Source organism: Propioniferax innocua (assembly GCF_006716235.1).
Classification (GTDB): Bacteria; Actinomycetota; Actinomycetes; order Propionibacteriales; family Propionibacteriaceae; genus Propioniferax; species Propioniferax innocua.
The window spans coordinates 607,794-626,105 of sequence record NZ_VFOR01000002.1 but is presented as its reverse complement, the minus strand read 5'-3'; the positions used below and the strand labels follow the sequence as shown (position 1 = coordinate 626,105).

The window sequence follows — 18,312 nt, the reverse complement described above, 5'->3', positions numbered from 1 at the left end:
TAGGGCCATGGTGGGAGGCGACGGCGACCGGCCGGTTGCTCCGGGGTCGACGCGGGGTCTCGGCCTCGAGGTTCTCCTGGTCCTGGGCGTCTCCCTGGGTGCTGATGCGCTGCGTTCCATCCTGCGCATCATCGATCGCATGACGCGTGCTGAGCCCTTGGCTTCGCAGTCGACGCAGATGAACTCATCGGTGGCTGCCGACCGACCCTGGCTGGATCTGGCCTTCCAACTCACCTGGATCGTGACGAGTCTTGTGCCCGTGGCGTTGGTGATGTACCTGCTGTGGGTTCGGCCGGCGCTCCCGGAGACCGTGGGGAACGCCGGAGATGGTCCGGTCTCTGCGAACAGTCGAGGCCTCGGGAATGGCTTGGGGTTCGACCTGGCGCGACCGGCCTCGGACCTGCTGCGTGGTTTCCTGCTGGCCTTCGCCATCGGAGTTCCTGGGCTCGGCTTCTATCTGATGGCCCGTGAGCTGGGCGTCAACACCACCGTGGAGCCGGGCAATCTCGCCGAGAACTGGTGGACGATCCCGGTGTACATGCTGGCGGCGGCGATGAACGGGATCGTCGAGGAGGTCATCATGCTCGGCTACCTGTTCCTCCGGTTGCGTCAGATCGGCTGGACATGGTGGGCCATCGTGGTGGCAAGCGCGTTGATTCGCGGTTCGTATCACCTGTATCAGGGGTTCGGCGGGTTCGCCGGGAACGTGGTCATGGGCATCGTGTTCGGGCTGCTGTTCCTGCGGTGGCGACGCAGCGGGCCGTTCGTCGCCGCGCACACCTTCATCGACATCGCCGCGTTCATCGGTTACGCGATGCTGGCGGGGCGCGTCGACTGGTTGTGACGCCCGGCCTCTCCCAATGTGACGTTGTGCCGGTCAGACGCGGCTCTGCGTCGAGGTGGCGTCCTCAGTTGGTGTCCGCGCCCGGTGGAAGATCCAATCCGTCATCGATCGGCAACTGACCCTCGGGCATGTCGCTGTAGGACTCGGGGTCCTCGACCGGCTCCAGATGCGTCACGACCTCGATGCCGGGAAGGGCGTGCTGGAGCTGCGTCTCGATGTCGTGGGTGAACGCATGCCCGCGCTGGACCGTCCAGTCGCCCGGTACCAGGACATGTACCGACGCGTGCCGCAGATGGCCGGCGGCCCGGGTGCGCAGGCCGTGGAAGCGTGTCTCCCCGGTGGTGTTCCGGCGCAGGATCTCGATGATCCTTTCGTTCTCCTCGTCCGGCAGGGTGCGATCGAGGAGGCCCTGCGCGGCTTCGCTGACCAGCCCGATGCCCACATAGATGATGTTGAGTCCCACGGCGAAACCGAGGATCGGGTCGAGCCGTTCCCAGCCGGTGAGCATGACCAGCCCCACGCCCACGAGAACACCCACCGAGGTGACCACATCGGTCATGAGGTGCTTGCCGTCGGCCACGAGGGTGGCCGACCGGTGCTGTTTTCCGGTGCGGATCAGCACGAGCCCGATGACGCCGTTGAGCACCGCCGCAACCATCGAGATGACCAGTCCCAACCCGAGATTGTCGAGGGGCTGCGGTTTGAGGAAGCGCTCCACCGAGGTGATGAGGATCCAGCCGGCAGCGGCGAAGATCATCAGCCCCTCCACTGCGGCGGAGAAGTACTCGGCCTTGGCCCGTCCGAAGCTGAACGTCTGATCGGCTGGCTTCGCCGCGACCTTCAATGCGATCAGGGCCACCACCGCGGCCACGAGGTTGACCAGTGATTCGGCGGCGTCGGCGAGAAGACCGACCGATCCGGTGTAGACCCATGCTGCTGCCTTGAGGGTGATCGTCGCGACGGCGGCTGCGATCGAGAGCCATGCATAGCGCAGTAGCTGGGTGCGGTTGGTGTTCACCGAGAGGATTTTACTGGTTGTCCACACCGTATGCAGCGTGTCGGCGGGGGAGGGCTGTGGGATACCGTGGATCACCACGTGGAGGCGGAACGAGCCCCAGAACCGGAGATCCGGCTTCTGCCGGAGGAGGAGTGCACATGCAGGTTGGCGTTTTCGGAGCGACCGGACAGGTCGGCGAAGTCATCCGAACTTTGTTGGTGGAGCGGGATTTCCCGGTCACCGGCATCCGGTTCTTCGCCTCGGCCCGGAGCGCCGGCAAGACGATCGAATTCGCCGGAACCAAGGTCGAGGTTGAAGACACCGCGACCGCCGACTTCAGCGGACTCGACGTCGCCCTCTTCTCCGCAGGCAAGGGAACCTCCAAGGAGTTCGCCCCGAAGGTCGCCGAAGCCGGTGCCATCGTCGTCGACAACTCGAGTGCTTGGCGTCTGGATCCGCAGGTCCCGCTGGTGGTCAGCGAGGTGAACCCGTTGGACGCCGTGAACCCGCCCAAGGGCATCATCGCCAACCCCAACTGCACCACGATGGCCGCCATGCCGGTGCTCAAGCCGCTGCACGAGGCAGCGGGATTGAAGCGTCTGATCGTCTCCACCTACCAGGCGGTCTCGGGCTCGGGCGGTGCCGCGGTGCAGGCCTTCGCCGATCAGGTGAAGAGCACCGAGGATCCCACGCGCCTCACCCACGACGGACAGTACGCGATGCCGTCCGACACCGGTCCCTACCCGAAGGCCATCGCCTTCAACGCGCTCCCACTCGCCGGTTCGATCGTCGACGATGGCTCGCTGGAGACCGATGAGGAGCAGAAGCTCCGCAATGAATCGCGCAAGATCCTGCACATCCCCGACCTGTTGGTCTCGGGGACCTGCGTGCGTGTCCCGGTGTTCACCGGCCACTCGCTGTCGATCAACGCCGAGTTCTCCGGCGACATGACACCGGAGAAGGCCATCGAACTGCTCAAGGAAGCCCCCGGCGTCGAGCTCGCCGATGTGCCCACCCCTCGGGACGCCGCCGGTGTCGATCCGTCCCTGGTGGGCCGCATCCGCGCCGACCACTCCGCCCCGGAGGGCAAGGGGCTTGCGCTGTTCGTGTCCAACGACAATCTGCGCAAGGGAGCCGCCCTCAACACGGTTCAGGTGGCCGAACTGGTGGCTGCGGGCCGAGGCGTCAGCAACTGAGGACGAACCGAAGGAAGCGAGAGAGCATGTCGCGTGTGACCGTCATCGGCGTCGGGAACATGGGAGGAGCCATTCTCGACGGCCTCGTGGCCAAGGGATGGCCGACCTCCGACCTCGCCACCGTCGACCCGGCCGTGGATTCCGCACGTTCGGGTGTCCGCCACGGCACGATCGAGGAAATGGTGCCGGGGGCCGACGCGGTCCTCGTTGCGGTCAAGCCCGACGCCATCGCTGGGCTTCTCGGGCAGGTCGCCGATCACCTCGATCCGGATGCGGTCGTCATCTCGGTCGCGGCGGGCGTTTCGGTGGCGACGCTCGAATCCGCTCTGGGAACGGCCAACCCGGTGGCACGGGTCATGCCCAACACCCCGGCACGGGTTGGGCGGGGCGTCTCGATCGTCTCGCCGGGAACGCATACCGGGGACGACCACCTCGCGCTGGTGCGGTCATTGCTCGAAGCCGTCGGCATCGTGGAGGTCCTTCCCGAACGGCTGCAGGACGCGGCCACCGGAGTCTCCGGCTCGGGGCCGGCGTATGTCTTCGCGATGGTTGACGCGATGATCGAAGCAGGCGTCCAACAGGGGCTGCCTCGTCCGGTCGCGACGCGGTTGACGGTGCAGACCTTCCTGGGCGCTTCGACCATGCTCGACGCCGGCACCCATCCGGTGGAGCTGAGAGAGCAGGTCAGCTCTCCGGGCGGCACCACGGTGCAGGGACTGCGGGCATTGGATCGGCATGGGCTGCGTCCGGCGATCGCCGATGCCGTCGAGGCCGCGCGTCAACGAAGTGAAGAACTGGGACGATCCTGATGAAGCCCCACCTGGTGCATGGCGAAGGGCTGGCCGAATACAGTTTCGGGGCCGAACACCCCATGGGCCCGCACCGGGTGCGTGCCGCGGTCGAACTGGCTCGTTGTCTGGGCGTGCTGGATGCCTTCGAGATCGTCCCTCCCGGTGAGGCCGACGACGCACTGTTGGAACTCGTTCACGAGCCTGAATACATCGACGCGGTCAAACGTGAACGGCTGAGCGTCCAGCACGGCATCGGGACCGAGGACAACCCGATCTTCGAGGGAATGCATCAGGTGTCATCGCGGATCTGCGCAGCCACGGTGACTGCCGCCGAACTGGTGTGGTCCGGGCGCACCGACCGGGCGGTCAACATCGCCGGCGGCCTGCATCATGCGATGCCGGGTGCGGCGAGCGGCTTCTGCGTCTACAACGATGCCGCGGTCGCCATCGCCTGGCTCAAGGAGCGCGGTGCCGAGCGCATCGCCTATCTCGACATCGACGCCCACCACGGCGACGGCGTCCAGCAGATGTTCTATGACGACCCTTCGGTGATGACGGTCAGCATCCACGAATCACCCATCCATCTCTTCCCCGGTACCGGGTTCGCCACCGAAACCGGAGGTTCTGGAGCCCGTGGCAGTGCGGTGAACATCGCGCTCCCGGCGATCACCGAGGACGCAGACTGGCTGCGAGCCTTCGGCGCGGTCGTTCCCGATGTGCTGGAGGCATTCGCCCCGGAGATCATCATCACTCAGCACGGCTGTGATGCCCACCGGCTCGACCCTCTCACCGATCTGCGGCTCAGCCTGGACGGTCTGGCCGAGAGCTATCGCCTGGTCGCCGATCTCGCTGACGCCCACGCGTGCGGACGCTGGGTGGCGATCGGCGGCGGCGGGTATTCCCGCGAGGTGGTCGGGCGCGCCTGGGCGCACCTGCTCGGTGTCGTGGCTGGCCAGCCGATCGACCCGGCGACGCCGACGCCGCAGGAGTGGCGCGAGATGTACGTCGCGAAGTTCGGTGGAACGGCGCCCACCGGCATGGGCGACGGCTGCAGTACCGAACACGACACGATCGACTTCGGTTTCAACCCCGCCTCCCGGCTCGATCAGGCGATCATCGCCACGCGCCGGGCCGTGTATCCCGAGCTCGGCATGGACCCGGGTTTCTGAGGTGCGGCCCCTGTGATGGAGCGGTGCTGTTGTCGGTGCGACAGCACCGGGCCGAAGCGCGGGTTTGTGGCGGTGGGGATCGTCCCGGTAAAGTGATGGTCTTGGTCGGCAGTCGGCCACATTCACTCGCGAAAGGCACGATCTGTGGGTTCGGTCATCAAGAAGCGCCGCAAGCGCATGGCTAAGAAGAAGCACCGCAAGCTGCTGAAGCGTACGCGCATCCAGCGCCGCAAGGCTGGCAAGTAAGCCATAGTCAGGGCAGCTGTCGTGTCCCGCGTCGTCCTGGTCACCGGGGTGTCGCGGGATATCGCTGCCCGGATGGCTCGGTCCCTGGCCGGTATCGAGGGGTTCGAGGTCGTCGGGATCGATCTGGTGCCCCCGACGCATGATCTTGGGCGTGCGCGGTTCGTGCGCGCTGATCTGCGTAGCCCTCTGCTCGGAAGAACACTGGCGGAGCTGGAGCCGGACACTGTCGTCCACGCGGCCCTCAGCGATGATCTGAGTGGAGCGCATGGGAAGGAACTCAACGTTCTGGGTTCCATGCGGTTGTTCGCGGTCTGCCAGCCCCTTCCCACAGTGCGTCATGTCGTGGCGATCAGCTCCGGTGAGGTCTACGGAGCCTCGGCCTCCGGGCCGACGCGCGTGAGTGAGGTATCCGATCTTCCTCGGTCCGGCAGGTCTCCTTTTGGCCGTGATGCCGCTGAGATGGAGGCCTATCTGAAAGGGCTCTCCGAGCATCGGCCCGATATCTGCACTACCACGCTGCGGTTCGCCGCAGTCCTCGGGGCTGAGATCGACAGCCGTCTTGGCCGCTTCCTCTCCCTGCCCGTGGTGCCCAAACCCATGGGTTTCGATGCGCGGATGCAGTTCCTCCACCCGTTCGACGCCGTTGACGCGTGTCGGCACGTCGTGACGGGATCGGTCGCCGGGGTCTTCAACGTGGCCGCCGCCGATGCACTCCCACTCACCAGGGTGCTTCGCATCATGGGGCGGCCGAATATCGACGTCGCACGATCGTGGGCTCCTGCGTTGATCGAGGCCGGCGGTGTGCGCCGTGCGGGGGCGCGTATCGGTACCGGTGAGCTTCGTGAGGTCACCTATGGTCGAGTCATGGACGTGACCCGGCTCGAGGCCGCGGGATTCACCGCGCACTACTCATCGGCCCGCACTGTGGAGGAGTTCGCGGCCTTCGGCACGCCCGGTCTGTTCTCGGCGGCGAATGTCGATCGCGCCACACGTGCCATCGATGGTCTCGGGGCGGCCGTCAGTACTTTTCTGCGGAGGCGAGATGGCTGATGAGAACATGACCGGTGGTGAGGGGGCCGAGCACCAGGGCTGGGCGGCCGTCGTCGGTGAGTTTCTTGGGGCGGCTCGCGGGGCCGGGCGTCAGCTCGCCTCTTGGGCACGTTCCTCAGGAGCGGCGGACCTGCCGTTCATGGAAGATCTCATCCGCGTCGCCGAGGGAGTCGATCCCGAAGAGGAGTTCTTCCGGCTGACTCGCCGGTTGGGGGTCGACTGGGATGGGTCCTGTGACGAACTCCGTGACTTCGCCCGCTCGCGCTTGACCGGCGAATACGCGGTGGATGAATTCGGTTTCGATCCCGAGTTCACCGAGCGCATCGTGATGCCGCTGCTTCGAGTCGTGGCTGAGAAATGGTTCCGCATCGAAGTGCGTGGGGCCGAGAATCTCCCTGCAGAAGGAGCGGCGCTGCTGGTCAGCAATCACGCCGGAGCGCTCCCGTGGGACGCTCTGATCCTGCATGCGATGGTGCATCGCGACACCGGTCGCCACATACGGCTCCTGGGGGCCGGGCTCGTGTTCGAGACTCCTTACGTGCACGACTTCTCCCGCCGGATCGGTGCCACGGTCGCCCGCCGGGAGGACGCCGACGCCCTCCTCGAGGCGGGGGAACTGGTGTCGGTGTTCCCCGAAGGCTTCAAAGGCCTGGGCAAGCCCTATGGCGAGCGTTATCGGCTGCAGCGGTTCGGCCGAGGAGGATTCGTCTCCACCGCGGTCCGTGCCGGCGCGCCCATCATCCCTGTTGCGATCGTGGGGTCGGAGGAGATCTACCCCCTGATCTCGGGGGCGCCGACGCTGGCCCGCATGCTGGGGCTCCCGTACTTCCCGGTCACGCCGTTCTTCCCGTGGTTCGGGATGCTCGGGGCGATCCCGCTGCCGGTCAAGTGGATCATCGAGATCGGTGAGCCGATCGTCACAGCCGACCTTCCCGAGGGGACGGCGGACGACCCCATGGCGGTCTTCCGGACCACCGACCGCGTGCGTCTGGGGATTCAGAACCGGCTGTATGCGCTGCTGGAGGAGCGCCGACACCCCTTCTGGGGGTGAGCGGAACATGGGTGAGATCCGCTGGCCATGGCGTCGACGCCGCACCGAGCCTGTTCCGTCCCCGGTGGATGCCGCGTCCCGCGTGGTCATCCTCGTGCGGGAGCGCTGTGGTCTGTGCGTGGAAGCGGCTGCGACAGCCGAGGAGGTCTGCGGGGCGAAGGGCGTCCGGTGGGAGACGCAGGATGTCGACGCCGACGAGACCCTGCGGTCCGCCTACACCGACCACGTCCCGGTGACATTCGTGGACGGGAAGCGCTTGGGTTACTGGGGCCTGGATCCGCAAGATCTGAAGGCCGCGCTCGACCGGACACCCTGACTGACCTCGGGGTGGCGGGTCAGTGGCGCGCCTGCTCGTCCCTTCCCGCCGGCTGGGGGCTTCAGGAATGGACCCGATGGTGGATCTGGCTAGAATCCGTGTGCGAAGGCTGCGGTGCGAGGAGGGGTGCGTGAAGGACGAGGGTGAGACGCTCGATCTCCCCGAAGCCGTCGTCGGCCGGGTCGCGGGTTACCGCTCCGCGCTGGATCGTCTTCACCGTGACGGGGTCGCCACGATCAGCTCGAGTGCCTTGGCCGAGATCTCCGGCGTCAACTCCGCCCAGCTTCGCAAGGACCTCTCCCACTTCGGTTCCTACGGCGTGCGTGGCGTCGGTTATGACGTGCCCTATCTCCGTGAACAGCTGCGCCACCACATGGGGGATACCACGCATGTCCCCGTCGTCATCGTCGGAGCGGGGAACCTGGGGCGGGCGCTCGCCAATCACGCCGGCTTCGGTGGGCGTGGCTTCCGCGTCCAAGGACTCTTCGACATCCTTCCCGCCGAGCCGGGGGTGCGCTCCATGGTCGAACTGCCAGGTGTGGTCACCTCTCCGGCTGAGACGATCGGCATCATCGCCACGCCGGCGAGGGCCGCGCAGGAGGTGGCCGATCTGCTCGTCGATCTGGGGATCCGCAGCCTCCTCAACTTCGCTCCGACGCGACTGGTGGTCGGGCCCGATGTGGCGGTTCGCAAGGTCGACCTCGGTTCAGAATTGGAGATTTTGGCGTATCATCGGCCCACAGCACAGGCTCCGGTTTCTGGGGCGCCCCGAGTTGCGGAGGAGCTGCGCGTCGGCGCGGGTCCCATGGAAGGCGGTTGACGCCCGGTGAATGTCCTTGTGGTGAGCGTTTCGCACCGCACGGCACCGATGCACATCCTGTCGGCACTTGCCATGGATGCGGCTGAGTCGGCCAAGCTGTTGGATGCTGTGACACAGTCGGAGTTCATCGCCGAGGCTCTGGTCCTCTCCACCTGCAACCGCACCGAGGTCTATGTGGCCTCGACGCGGTTCCATGGCGGACTCGAAGTCATCGTCACCGAGCTCGCCGCCATGGCCGGCCTTGCCGAGAGCGACCTCTCCGATCACTGCTCGGTGTTCTATGAGGAGGCTGCCGTCCAGCACGGATTCATGGTGGCCGGTGGCCTCGATTCGGCTGTCGCCGGTGAGCACCAGATCCTTGGGCAGGTGCGCAAGGCCCTGACCGTCGCGCAGGGGGAGGGGACGATCGGCACGACCCTCAATGCGTTGTTCCAGCAGGCTCTCCGCGTCGGCAAGCGTGTGCAGACCGAGACCTCGATCGGCAGTGCCGGCCGTTCGCTCGTGAGTGCTGCGGCCGATGTGCTCGGTCTCGACGATCTGACCGGCCGTTCGGTCACCGTCGTCGGGGCGGGGTCGATGGCCGCCGTCGCCGCGCACACCGCGGCTGATCGCGGGGCAGATGTCACCGTGGTGAACCGTACCTTCGCCAAGGCCGAGCGTCTGGCGGAGATCGTCGGCGGTTCGGCCCGGCCGATGGATGTGCTGCCCAGCGTGCTGGCCAGCACCGACGTGCTCATGTCCTGCACCGGTGCGTTGGGTGTTCACCTGATGCCTGAAGACATCGCGGCCACGCCTGTTCGCGAGATCATCGACCTCGGGCTCCCCCCGGATGTCTCCGTCGACGTGGAACAGCTCCCGGGCGTCCGGCTCATGAATCTCGATCGCCTCGTCAGCGAGCATGCCGACCCGGCCACCGAGGCCCAGGTGGAGTCGGCCAACCAGTTGGTCCGCCAGGAGGTCTCCGACTTCGTTGCGTTGCGTCGTGCCGCTGCGGTGACCCCGACCGTCGTGGCACTCCGCTCCTTGGGCAACAACGTGCTCGAGCTCGAGCACCAGCGGCTGCGGCAGCGTCTGCCCGGGCTCGAGGACGCCCAGTACGAGGAGATCCGTCAGTCCATGCGTCGGGTGATCGAGAAGCTCCTGCACCAGCCGACGGTCAACGTGAAGAAGGCCGCCGCGTCCTCGACTGATTACGATTACGCGCGCGCTCTGCGTGACCTGTTCGCCCTCGATCAGGCGCTCGTGGACGCCGTCCGGGAGCCATGATGAGAACTCTGCGTATCGGTGCCCGTACCTCGCCGCTGGCCACGGCCCAGGCCATGTCGGTGGCCAGGCAGCTCGAGGCAGCAGGCTTCACCTGTGAATTCGTGGGCGTCACGACCACCGGTGATGTGGACCGACGACATCTGACGCAGATCGGTGGCACCGGCGTCTTTGCGCAGGCGGTGCGTCATTCGTTGATAACCGGAGGCATCGATCTCGCGGTCCACTCACTGAAGGACCTCCCCACGGCCCCTGCGGAAGGTCTGGAGATCACCGCGGTGCCCGAGAGGGAGGATCCCGCCGATGTGTTGATCGGTGTGCACCCGGACGAAGTGCGCGATGGCATGCGTATCGGAACCGGCTCGCCACGCCGCGCGACGCAGCTCAGCGCCCACTTCGCCTCCCGAGGGATCGACGTGGAGTTCGTGCCCATCCGCGGCAATGTCGATCGTCGCATCGGTCTGGTCCGTGAAGGGCAGGTGGACGCCACGTTGTTGGCTGCGGCCGGCCTGCGTCGCCTCGGGCGATGGTCCGGTGAGCCGGAGGTTTCGGGGCTCCCGGCCACCGCGCTGGGATTCGACGCCGTCGTCCCCGCCGCCGGGCAGGGCGCGTTGGCCCTGGAGATGGCCGCGGACGCCGACGAGGACCTGCGCGCCGCCGTGGCGTCGCTGGACCATCGGGTCACGCGCGCTGCGGTTGAGGCTGAACGAGAGTTCCTGCGCGTGCTGGAGGCCGGGTGTCTGGCGCCGGTCGGGGTGCACGCGCGGCCTATAGCACACCCGGATTCCGATGATGACTTGACTCTCGTCGCTGTTGCTGGGAGAACGTATCTAGAGAACTCGACGAGCAATGATTCGGACGCTTTGGTGAAGACGGAGGGGCGCTGCACCCTCGCCGACGCCGTGGCGTCCGGAGCGAGTCTCGCGCACACGACCCTGGGTCTGTTGGGTGGACCACCCGCCGACCCGGAGCACCGATAAGCCCCACAGCAGAACGCGAGTGAACCAGTGAGCACCAACTCCGCCCCGACCGAATCGGCCTTCCCGCTGTCGACGCCCGCGGCTCGTGGTCGCGTGATCTTCGTGGGGGCGGGCCCCGGCGATCCCGACCTGCTCACCCTGGGGGCGGTCTCGGCCATCGCAGAGGCTTCTGCGGTCGTGCTCGACAATGACAACCTGCGGGCGATCTTCGATCATCCGGCCGTGACGGTGGGCGACACGGTTCCGGTGCGGGTCGTGGAGGCACAGGCGAGTGGAAAGCCGCTGCCGCCCAGCGGGCGGGCACGTTCGGTGCTCAAGCTCGCTGCCGACGGTGGCCGCGTGGTGCGTCTGGTCGCGGGTGACCCCTTCCTCGACGCGGGTGTCGCCGATGAGGCAGCGGCCTGCGCCCGGGGCGGTATCGACTTCGAGATCGTCCCCGGCGTCTCGAGCCTCACCGCGATGCCGGAGTACGCGGGCATCGATCTCACCGAGGCCGGTGCCCACTTCGTTCGGACCGGCGACAACATCACCAAGACCCGGGCCGCGCAGTGGGCCAGCACCGGTACCCTCGTGATCGCCTCCACTGCGCGCCTGATTCCCGAGATCGCCGCGGGTGCTCTCAGCACGGGGCGACCTGCCGAGGATTCGACACTGGTGACGATCCACGGTGGTTCCACCGACCAGTCCACGTTCGAGACGACGTTGGGCGAGTTGGCCGATCTCCTGACGGACAAGGACATTCCCGACGAGGAGCCGGTCCACGTGATCATCGGCCCTGCTGTTTCGCAGCGTGAGGATCTTGTCTGGTACGAGTCCAAGCCGTTGTTCGGGTGGCGCGTCCTGGTTCCGCGGACCAAGGACCAGGCTGGGCCCATGACGAACCGGTTGCGCACCTATGGGGCCCATTCCGAGGAGGTCCCGACCATTTCGGTCGAGCCGCCGCGCAGCCCCCAGCAGATGGAGCGCGCCGTCCGTGGCCTGGTGGAGGGCCGCTACGAATGGGTGGCGTTCACCTCGGTCAACGCCGTCAAGGCCGTGCGTGAGAAGTTCGAAGCCTACGGTCTCGACGCCCGCGCGTTCTCCGGTCTGAAGGTGGCCGCCGTGGGCAAGGTCACCGCGCGGGCGCTGCGTGACTGGGGCATCGACCCGGATCTGGTGCCGACCGGCGAGCAGTCCGCCGCCGGCCTGGCCGCGGAGTGGCCGCCCTATGACGATGTGTTGGATCCGATCAACCGGGTGCTCCTGCCGCGGGCGGACATCGCCACCGAGACCCTGTCGACCGGTCTGTCGGATCTTGGCTGGGAGGTCGAGGACGTCACCGCTTACCGGACGGTTCGTGCCGCCCCGCCGCCGGCGCCGACGCGCAGCGCCATCAAGACCGGCAAGTTCGACGCGGTGGTGTTCACCTCGTCCTCGACGGTCCGCAACCTCGTGGGTATCGCCGGCAAGCCCCACCCGCAGACGGTCATCGCAGCCATCGGCCCGCAGACCGCTCGCACGTGTGAAGAGCACGGTCTGCAGGTGGACGTGATGGCGGGCCAACCCGGTGCGGTCGAGCTGGCCGACGCCCTCGCCAACTTCGCGGCCGAGCGTCGTGATCAGCTCATGGAGGCCGGTGAGAAGGTCACCAAGCCGTCGGATCGCAAGCCGAGGTCGCGTCGATGAGTTCGATCCCACGCCCTCGTCGACTCCGCGCCAACCCGACGATGCGGGCGATGGTCGCCGAGACCTCATGGCGTCCCGAGCAGTTGGTGTTGCCGGCCTTCGTCGGTGAAGGCTTCACCGAGCCGCGTCCAATCTCGTCGATGCCCGGCGTGGTGCAGCACACCCTGGACACGCTCGCGCAGACCGCTGCTGAGGCGGCCGCAGCAGGGCTCGGCGGCATCATGTTGTTCGGTCTGCCGGAGGAGAAGGACGCCGAGGGATCTGGTGCCACCGATCCCGAGGGCATCCTCAACGTGGCGATCGCCCGCGTGCGGCAGGAGGTGGGCGATGACTGCCTGGTCATGACGGATGTCTGTCTCGACGAGTTCACCGATCACGGCCACTGCGGGGTTCTGACCGAATCCGGGGTCGTCGACAACGACGCGACCGTCGAGCGCTACCAGGAGATGGCGGTTCAGCACGCCGAAGCGGGAGCCCATGTGGTGGCGCCCAGCGGCATGATGGACGGGCAGGTGCGCGCCATCCGCGCGGCCCTGGATACGGCCGGGCACGACTCGGTGACGCTCATGGCCTACGCCGCCAAGTACGCATCGGCCTTCTACGGACCCTTCCGTGAGGCTGTCGCGTCGTCGCTGCAGGGGGACCGCCGCACGTATCAGCAGGATCCGGCCAACCTGCGTGAGGCCGCCCGGGAGATCGAGTTGGATCTCGCCGAGGGGGCGGACGTCATCATGGTCAAGCCCGCGCTCGGTTACCTCGACGTGGTGCGGATGGCGCGCGAGATGTGTGACGTGCCGATCGCCGCGTACAACGTGTCGGGGGAGTACGCGATGGTCGAGGCCGCGGCCGCGCAGGGCTGGATCGACCGCGACCGCGCGATGGCCGAGACCGTCACCTCGATCCGCCGGGCCGGTGCCGACATCATCCTGACGTACTGGGCTCTGGAGTTGGCTCAACAACGTATGAACTGAGCCACCGCTACCGGCGGCGCGCCGCAGCCGGGTGCACATTGTTGCTTCCGTCTACACTGCGGGGCATGGATATCAGCCGCTCGGAAGAGATCTTCGCGCATGCCCGGCAACTGGTTCCCGGTGGTGTGAACTCCCCGGTGCGTGCCTTCAGCTCCGTGGGTGGTACCCCGCGCTTCATCGAGCGTGCCTCGGGGCCGTTCCTCTACGACGTCGATGGCAACGAGTACGTCGACCTCATCTGCTCGTGGGGCCCCATGTTGTTGGGTCACGCGCACAGCGAGGTGATCCATGCCGTCGGTGCCGCCGTGGCACACGGCACGTCCTTCGGAGCCCCCACCGAGGTGGAGGCGAAGCTCGCCGAGGCGATCATCGAGCGGACGCCGGTGGATCAGGTGCGGATGGTCAACTCCGGTACCGAGGCCACAATGACGGTCATCCGTCTGGCCCGTGGCATCACCGGGCGCGACCTCATCGTCAAGTTCGCCGGCTGCTACCACGGGCACGTCGATTCCCTGCTGGTCGCGGCGGGTTCCGGGGTGGCGACGCTGCACGGTGGAGAACCGTCCTCGCCCGGGGTGACGGCCGGAACCACCGCCGACACCCTCGTGGTGGACTACAACGATCGCGCCGGGCTCGAGGCCGTCTTCGCCGAGCACGGTGACCGCATCGCGGCGGTCATGGCCGAGGCCTCACCGGGCAACATGGGCGTCGTGCCCCCGTCGGTGGTCGACGGGGAGAACTTCAACGCGTTCTGCAAGCGCGTCTGTCACGCGCACGGTGCGCTGTTCATCAGCGACGAGGTGATGACGGGCTTCCGTGTGACCCGCTCGGGCCAGTTCGGCCTCGACGGCGTCGAGCCCGATCTCATGACCTTCGGCAAGGTCATGGGTGGTGGTTTCCCCGCCGCCGCGTTCGGTGGTCGGGCCGAGTACATGGCGCACCTCTCGCCGGTGGGCGGCGTCTATCAGGCGGGGACGCTCGCCGGGAACCCGGTGGCCACCACCGCCGGTCTCAAGACCCTGCAACTCGCCGATGACGCCGTCTACGAGCGTGTCGACCGAGCCGCCGAGATCGTCCGTGGTGAGACCGGCCGGGCTCTGGAGGAGGCCGGCGTCCCGCACGTCATCAACTCCAACGGTTCGATGTTCAGCGTCTTCTTCACCGACCAGCCGGTGACCGACTTCGCATCGGCCCAGACCACCGACACCAAGCGCTACGCAGCGTTCTTCCATGCGATGCTCGACGCCGGTGTCCACCTGCCCCCGAGCGCGTTCGAGACGTGGTTCTGTTCGAGCACGCACCACGATTCGGTGCTGGATCGCATCACCTCCGCACTCCCCGCAGCCGCACGCGCCGCTGCCGCAGTCAACTGACCCGAGGAGTTCCCCATGGCCCGAGCAACCGTCCACCTGCTTCGACACGGGTTGGTGCACAACCCCGACGGCATCCTCTACGGACGCCTGCCCGACTTCCACCTCTCCGAGGTGGGCCAGAAGATGGCCGAGCGCATGGCCGAGTACACGGCGGACTTCGACATCGTCCACCTCCGCTGCTCCCCGCTGGAGCGGGCCCGCGAGACCATGGAACCGGTGAGCCGCAACCACGAGGGAGTCGAGGTCGTCATCGACGACCGCGTGATCGAGGCCTCCAACAAGCTTCAGGGACGCGTGTTCTCGGCCTCGGCGAGTTCGTTCGCCGACCCCCGCGTCTGGTGGCACCTGCGCAACCCGCTGCGCCCCTCGTGGGGTGAGCCCTACCAGGAGATCGTGGCACGCATGCATGAGGCGATCCTCGATGCGGCGGCGCAGGCCGAGGGCCACGAGGCGTTGATCGTCTCGCACCAGCTGCCGATCTGGATGGCCCGTCTCGCGGCGGAGGGACGCGCGCTCGTCCACGATCCCCGCAAGCGCGAGTGCTCCTTGGCGAGCCTGACGAGTTTCGCCGTGGAGGACGGGCGGATCACCCAGGTCTCATACGCCGACCCCTGCGCGGATCTGGTGCCGGCCAAGAAGGGCAAGAAGTTCGTGGCAGGGGCCTGATGGTCCGCCTGGCCCGACTCCTGACACTTCTGTCGGCTCTGCCCATTCTGCTGGCGCTCGGGGCCTGCAGCTCCGGAGGTGACGGTGGTACCGGGTTCGTGGAGGGCGACACCGGCCTGACGGTGGTGCCGGTGGCCGAACGTGAGCAGGCCCCCGTGGTGACCGGTGACGGACTCGATGGGGAGCCGCTGACCACCGATCACCCCGGCAAGGTGGTCGTGATCAACGTGTGGGGCTCGTGGTGTGCGCCCTGCCGCAAGGAGGCCCCCGACCTGGAAGCCGCGCATCAGGCGACGAAGGATGTGGCGGTGTTCGTCGGGATCGACACCCGTGACCCCGACCCGGCGCCGGCTCAGGCCTTCGTCCGGAACTTCGAGATCACCTATCCCTCGATCTTCGATCCGCAGGGCCAGACACTCCTCGAGTTCGCCGGGCAACTGCCACCCTCGGGTATCCCGTCGTCCCTCGTGATCGACCCCGAGGGACGCGTGGCGGCCCGCATCATCGGTGTGGTCGATGAGGGGACGCTGACCGAGCTCGTCCGAGACACGGCGGAGGGACGGTGACCCCGATCCAGGCCCCGCCGCTGAGCCCGGTGCCCATGGTGCTCCCGCCCCTCGACATGGGGACGTGGGCGGCCGATGCCGTGGGCGGAAGCATGTTGTTGGCCATCCCGGTGGCGATGCTTGCCGGCCTGGTCTCGTTCCTTTCCCCATGCGTGGTTCCGTTGCTGCCGGGCTATGTCTCCTACATGACGGGGATGAGTGCGGCCGATGTGGTGGCCGGGCGCGGTGCCCGTGGCCGCATGCTTCTCGGGTCCTTGGGATTCGTGCTCGGATTCGCGGTCTTCTTCGTGGCCTCCGGTGTGCTCGCCGGCACGGTGGGGGCAGCGCTCCATGCCCATGCGCGGTTGCTGGCCGTGGTGTTGGGGGTGCTGACCATCGTGCTCGGTCTCATGTTCGCCGGCGTCCTGAAGTTCGGGCAGGTCGATCTGCGGTTGCAGACCAGGCCCATCGTCGGCGTGGCGGCCTCGCCACTGCTGGGCCTGTTGTTCGGTATCGGCTGGACCCCCTGCATCGGGCCGACCCTCGCGGTGGTGTTGGGGCTCTCCCTCAATGAGGGATCGGCCATGCGGGGTGGCATCCTCATGGCTGCTTACGCCTTGGGGCTGGGGATCCCCTTCATCGTTGCGGCACTGGCCTTCACCCGGGTCCGCCCACTCGTCGGGTTCGTGCAGCGTCACCAGCAGGTATTGCTACGCCTTGGCGGGGGCATGCTCATCGTGGTGGGCGTGCTGTTGGTGACCGGATGGTGGGCCTACCTGATGGGCTTCGTGCAGCAATGGGCCGCCGAATTCGGAGTGATCCTGTGACCGGTGACAAGACGCGGGCGAGTGCCCTGACCCCCCTCGAGTTCGCGCGTTTCCTGTGGACGCAGCTCACCTCGATGCGCACGGCCCTGAGCCTGTTGTTCCTCGGTGCCCTGGCGGCGATCCCTGGGTCGTTGATCCCGCAGCGTCCGGTCTCGCCGGCGCAGGTGGATAAGTTCCTCACCGACAACCCCCGGCTCGGCGGTGTCTACGAAGCCCTGGGGCTGTTCAACGTCTACACGAGCCCGTGGTTCTCAGCGATCTACCTGTTGCTGCTCATCTCCCTGGTGGGCTGCATCATTCCCCGGTGCTTCGTCTATGCCCGGGCTCTCCGCGCCGAACCGGTCGCCGTTCCCTCCCGGCTCGATCGGATGCCGGTGTCGGCGTCCGCGCCCAGAAGCGGATCGGCGGCGTCGGCTCTCGACAGGGGAGAGGCCTGGCTGAAGCAGCATCGCTACCGTGTGCGTCGTGAACGGGGGGCGCTGTCGGCTGAACGGGGGTACCTGCGTGAGTTCGGCAACCTGGTCTTCCACATCTCACTGGTCTTCCTGCTGATCGGTATCACCTGGACGGTGACGTTCGGTTATCGAGGCACCTCCAATGTGTTGGTCGGGCAGGGCTTCTCCAACACCCTGACCCAGTACGACGAGATCAGTTCCGGCCCCGCCTTCACCGACGCCGACCTCGCGCCGTTTTCGGTGGTCGTGGAGGACTTCGAGGCACAGTTCGAGCAGGGCGAGGTCAACACCGGACAACCGCGTGAGTTCGCGCTGTTGACCAGGGTCGTCGACGAACCCGGCGCACAGCCGCGTGAATACGTGATCCGCCTCAACGAGCCGCTCGAGGTCCGCAACACCCAGATCCACCTGCTCGGGCATGGATATGCGCCGCAGATGACGGTGCGCGACGGGGACGGGAACATCGCCTGGCAGGGGCCGTCGATGTTCATGCCCCAGGACGGAAACCTGACATCGACCGGCGTGATCAACGCCGTGGATGCGCGTCCCGAACGACTCGGATTCGAGGGGTTCTTCCTCCCCACCGGAACCGTCGATGAGATGGGCCCACGGTCGTTGTTCCCCGACGCGCTGAAGCCACAGGTGTTCCTGACCGCCTACCACGGTCCGCCCAAGCACGAGACGGGCGTTCCCACGAATGTGCACACCCTCGACAAGAACGGGCTCGAGCAGTTCAGCCGCCCCGACGGATCGCCCCTGGCGTTCAAGATGGACGTGGGGGAGACCGTCGAACTCCCCGATGGCCGGGGGACGATCACCTTCGACGGATATCAACGATGGGTGCGCCTGCAGGTCTCGCACCAGCCCGGCATGGGCTTCACGCTGGCGTCGGTCATCGTCGCCGTCCTCGGCCTGTGCCTGTCCCTGTTCGTGCGGCCCCGACGCCTGTGGGTGCGCGTCGACGATGACCGCCTCGACGTGGCCGGGCTCGACCGCGCCGACGCCCGCACCGGCCTTGCCGATGAGGTGGAACAGCTCGCCGAAAGCGTTCTGGGAGAGGAGACCCGGCACGATTAGTTCAACGTGA

At 67.1% G+C, this 18,312-nt stretch carries 19 protein-coding genes; 18 read left to right on the top strand and 1 reads right to left on the bottom strand.

Annotation, left to right across the window (positions count from 1 at the left end; genetic code table 11):
- Nucleotides 1-7: 7 nt before the first annotated feature.
- Nucleotides 8-844 carry a CPBP family intramembrane glutamic endopeptidase gene (locus FB460_RS09665; protein ID WP_142093927.1) on the top strand — a complete coding sequence of 279 codons (837 nt, stop codon included), beginning with the start codon at nucleotides 8-10 and terminating at the stop codon, nucleotides 842-844.
- 64 nt (nucleotides 845-908) lie between these two features.
- Here the strand turns inward: FB460_RS09665 and FB460_RS09660 are convergent, their stop codons facing one another.
- On the bottom strand, nucleotides 909-1,862 hold the full coding sequence (locus FB460_RS09660) for a cation diffusion facilitator family transporter (protein WP_246044356.1): 954 nt from the start codon (nucleotides 1,860-1,862) through the stop codon (nucleotides 909-911).
- Between the two features lie 137 nt (nucleotides 1,863-1,999).
- Here FB460_RS09660 and FB460_RS09655 point away from each other — a divergent pair, with 137 nt between their 5' ends.
- From FB460_RS09655 to resB, 17 genes are all read left to right on the top strand, one after another.
- A complete protein-coding gene (locus FB460_RS09655; RefSeq protein WP_142093925.1) occupies nucleotides 2,000-3,037 on the top strand; it encodes an aspartate-semialdehyde dehydrogenase in 1,038 nt (345 codons plus the stop codon).
- 26 nt (nucleotides 3,038-3,063) lie between these two features.
- Nucleotides 3,064-3,846 carry a pyrroline-5-carboxylate reductase gene (gene proC, locus FB460_RS09650; RefSeq protein WP_142093924.1) on the top strand — a complete coding sequence of 261 codons (783 nt, stop codon included), beginning with the start codon at nucleotides 3,064-3,066 and terminating at the stop codon, nucleotides 3,844-3,846.
- A complete protein-coding gene (locus FB460_RS09645; RefSeq protein ID WP_142093923.1) occupies nucleotides 3,846-4,997 on the top strand; it encodes an acetoin utilization protein AcuC in 1,152 nt (383 codons plus the stop codon). Before proC ends, FB460_RS09645 begins: the two co-directional genes overlap by 1 nt.
- Before the next feature lie 144 nt (nucleotides 4,998-5,141).
- The gene (locus FB460_RS09640) at nucleotides 5,142-5,243 is read left to right on the top strand and encodes a 30S ribosomal protein bS22 (RefSeq protein ID WP_142093922.1); all 102 of its coding nucleotides are present in this window, start codon (nucleotides 5,142-5,144) and stop codon (nucleotides 5,241-5,243) included.
- 21 nt (nucleotides 5,244-5,264) lie between these two features.
- The gene (locus FB460_RS09635) at nucleotides 5,265-6,293 is read left to right on the top strand and encodes an NAD-dependent epimerase/dehydratase family protein (RefSeq protein ID WP_142093921.1); all 1,029 of its coding nucleotides are present in this window, start codon (nucleotides 5,265-5,267) and stop codon (nucleotides 6,291-6,293) included.
- Entirely contained in the window at nucleotides 6,286-7,344 is a 1,059-nt protein-coding gene (locus tag FB460_RS09630; protein WP_142093920.1) for a lysophospholipid acyltransferase family protein, read from the top strand. The genes FB460_RS09635 and FB460_RS09630 overlap by 8 nt, the downstream gene beginning before the upstream one ends.
- A gap of 7 nt (nucleotides 7,345-7,351) precedes the next feature.
- Nucleotides 7,352-7,660, top strand: coding sequence for a glutaredoxin family protein (locus FB460_RS09625; protein ID WP_142093919.1), 309 nt, complete (start codon nucleotides 7,352-7,354; stop codon nucleotides 7,658-7,660).
- A 130-nt stretch (nucleotides 7,661-7,790) separates the two neighbouring features.
- Nucleotides 7,791-8,480, top strand: a complete 690-nt coding sequence (locus FB460_RS09620) for a redox-sensing transcriptional repressor Rex (RefSeq protein WP_246044355.1) — start codon at nucleotides 7,791-7,793, stop codon at nucleotides 8,478-8,480.
- Nucleotides 8,481-8,501: 21 nt separating this feature from the next.
- Nucleotides 8,502-9,746, top strand: coding sequence for a glutamyl-tRNA reductase (locus FB460_RS09615; RefSeq protein WP_142093917.1), 1,245 nt, complete (start codon nucleotides 8,502-8,504; stop codon nucleotides 9,744-9,746).
- Nucleotides 9,743-10,723, top strand: a complete 981-nt coding sequence (gene hemC / locus FB460_RS09610) for a hydroxymethylbilane synthase (RefSeq protein WP_142093916.1) — start codon at nucleotides 9,743-9,745, stop codon at nucleotides 10,721-10,723. Before FB460_RS09615 ends, hemC begins: the two co-directional genes overlap by 4 nt.
- Nucleotides 10,724-10,750: 27 nt before the next feature.
- A complete protein-coding gene (locus FB460_RS09605) occupies nucleotides 10,751-12,388 on the top strand; it encodes a bifunctional uroporphyrinogen-III C-methyltransferase/uroporphyrinogen-III synthase (RefSeq protein WP_246044354.1) in 1,638 nt (545 codons plus the stop codon).
- Entirely contained in the window at nucleotides 12,385-13,359 is a 975-nt protein-coding gene (gene hemB / locus FB460_RS09600; RefSeq protein WP_142093915.1) for a porphobilinogen synthase, read from the top strand. The genes FB460_RS09605 and hemB overlap by 4 nt, the downstream gene beginning before the upstream one ends.
- Before the next feature lie 65 nt (nucleotides 13,360-13,424).
- Complete coding sequence (gene hemL / locus FB460_RS09595; protein ID WP_142093914.1) at nucleotides 13,425-14,732, top strand: glutamate-1-semialdehyde 2,1-aminomutase; 1,308 nt, start codon at nucleotides 13,425-13,427, stop codon at nucleotides 14,730-14,732.
- 15 nt (nucleotides 14,733-14,747) lie between these two features.
- Nucleotides 14,748-15,398 (top strand): histidine phosphatase family protein, encoded by a 651-nt coding sequence (locus FB460_RS09590; RefSeq protein WP_142093913.1) that lies wholly within the window; start codon nucleotides 14,748-14,750, stop codon nucleotides 15,396-15,398.
- A complete protein-coding gene (locus FB460_RS09585) occupies nucleotides 15,398-15,964 on the top strand; it encodes a TlpA family protein disulfide reductase (RefSeq protein ID WP_142093912.1) in 567 nt (188 codons plus the stop codon). Before FB460_RS09590 ends, FB460_RS09585 begins: the two co-directional genes overlap by 1 nt.
- A 56-nt stretch (nucleotides 15,965-16,020) precedes the next feature.
- Nucleotides 16,021-16,770: a cytochrome c biogenesis CcdA family protein gene (locus FB460_RS09580; protein WP_142094304.1), complete on the top strand. Its 750-nt coding sequence runs from the start codon at nucleotides 16,021-16,023 to the stop codon at nucleotides 16,768-16,770.
- Entirely contained in the window at nucleotides 16,740-18,302 is a 1,563-nt protein-coding gene (resB, locus tag FB460_RS09575) for a cytochrome c biogenesis protein ResB (RefSeq protein ID WP_142093911.1), read from the top strand. Before FB460_RS09580 ends, resB begins: the two co-directional genes overlap by 31 nt.
- Nucleotides 18,303-18,312: the final 10 nt, after the last annotated feature.

Bases quoted from the DNA above. Each gene is read 5' to 3' on its own strand.
- FB460_RS09645 (WP_142093923.1), top strand. From the start codon at position 3,846: ATGAAGCCCCACCTGGTGCATGGCGAAGGGCTGGCCGAATACAGTTTC.
- FB460_RS09625 (WP_142093919.1), top strand. From the start codon at position 7,352: ATGGGTGAGATCCGCTGGCCATGGCGTCGACGCCGCACCGAGCCTGTT.
- proC (WP_142093924.1), top strand. From the start codon at position 3,064: ATGTCGCGTGTGACCGTCATCGGCGTCGGGAACATGGGAGGAGCCATT.
- FB460_RS09630 (WP_142093920.1), top strand. From the start codon at position 6,286: ATGGCTGATGAGAACATGACCGGTGGTGAGGGGGCCGAGCACCAGGGC.
- FB460_RS09590 (WP_142093913.1), top strand. From the start codon at position 14,748: ATGGCCCGAGCAACCGTCCACCTGCTTCGACACGGGTTGGTGCACAAC.
- FB460_RS09655 (WP_142093925.1), top strand. From the start codon at position 2,000: ATGCAGGTTGGCGTTTTCGGAGCGACCGGACAGGTCGGCGAAGTCATC.
- resB (WP_142093911.1), top strand. From the start codon at position 16,740: ATGGGCCGCCGAATTCGGAGTGATCCTGTGACCGGTGACAAGACGCGG.
- hemL (WP_142093914.1), top strand. From the start codon at position 13,425: ATGGATATCAGCCGCTCGGAAGAGATCTTCGCGCATGCCCGGCAACTG.
- hemC (WP_142093916.1), top strand. From the start codon at position 9,743: ATGATGAGAACTCTGCGTATCGGTGCCCGTACCTCGCCGCTGGCCACG.
- FB460_RS09585 (WP_142093912.1), top strand. From the start codon at position 15,398: ATGGTCCGCCTGGCCCGACTCCTGACACTTCTGTCGGCTCTGCCCATT.
- FB460_RS09580 (WP_142094304.1), top strand. From the start codon at position 16,021: ATGGGGACGTGGGCGGCCGATGCCGTGGGCGGAAGCATGTTGTTGGCC.
- FB460_RS09665 (WP_142093927.1), top strand. From the start codon at position 8: ATGGTGGGAGGCGACGGCGACCGGCCGGTTGCTCCGGGGTCGACGCGG.
- hemB (WP_142093915.1), top strand. From the start codon at position 12,385: ATGAGTTCGATCCCACGCCCTCGTCGACTCCGCGCCAACCCGACGATG.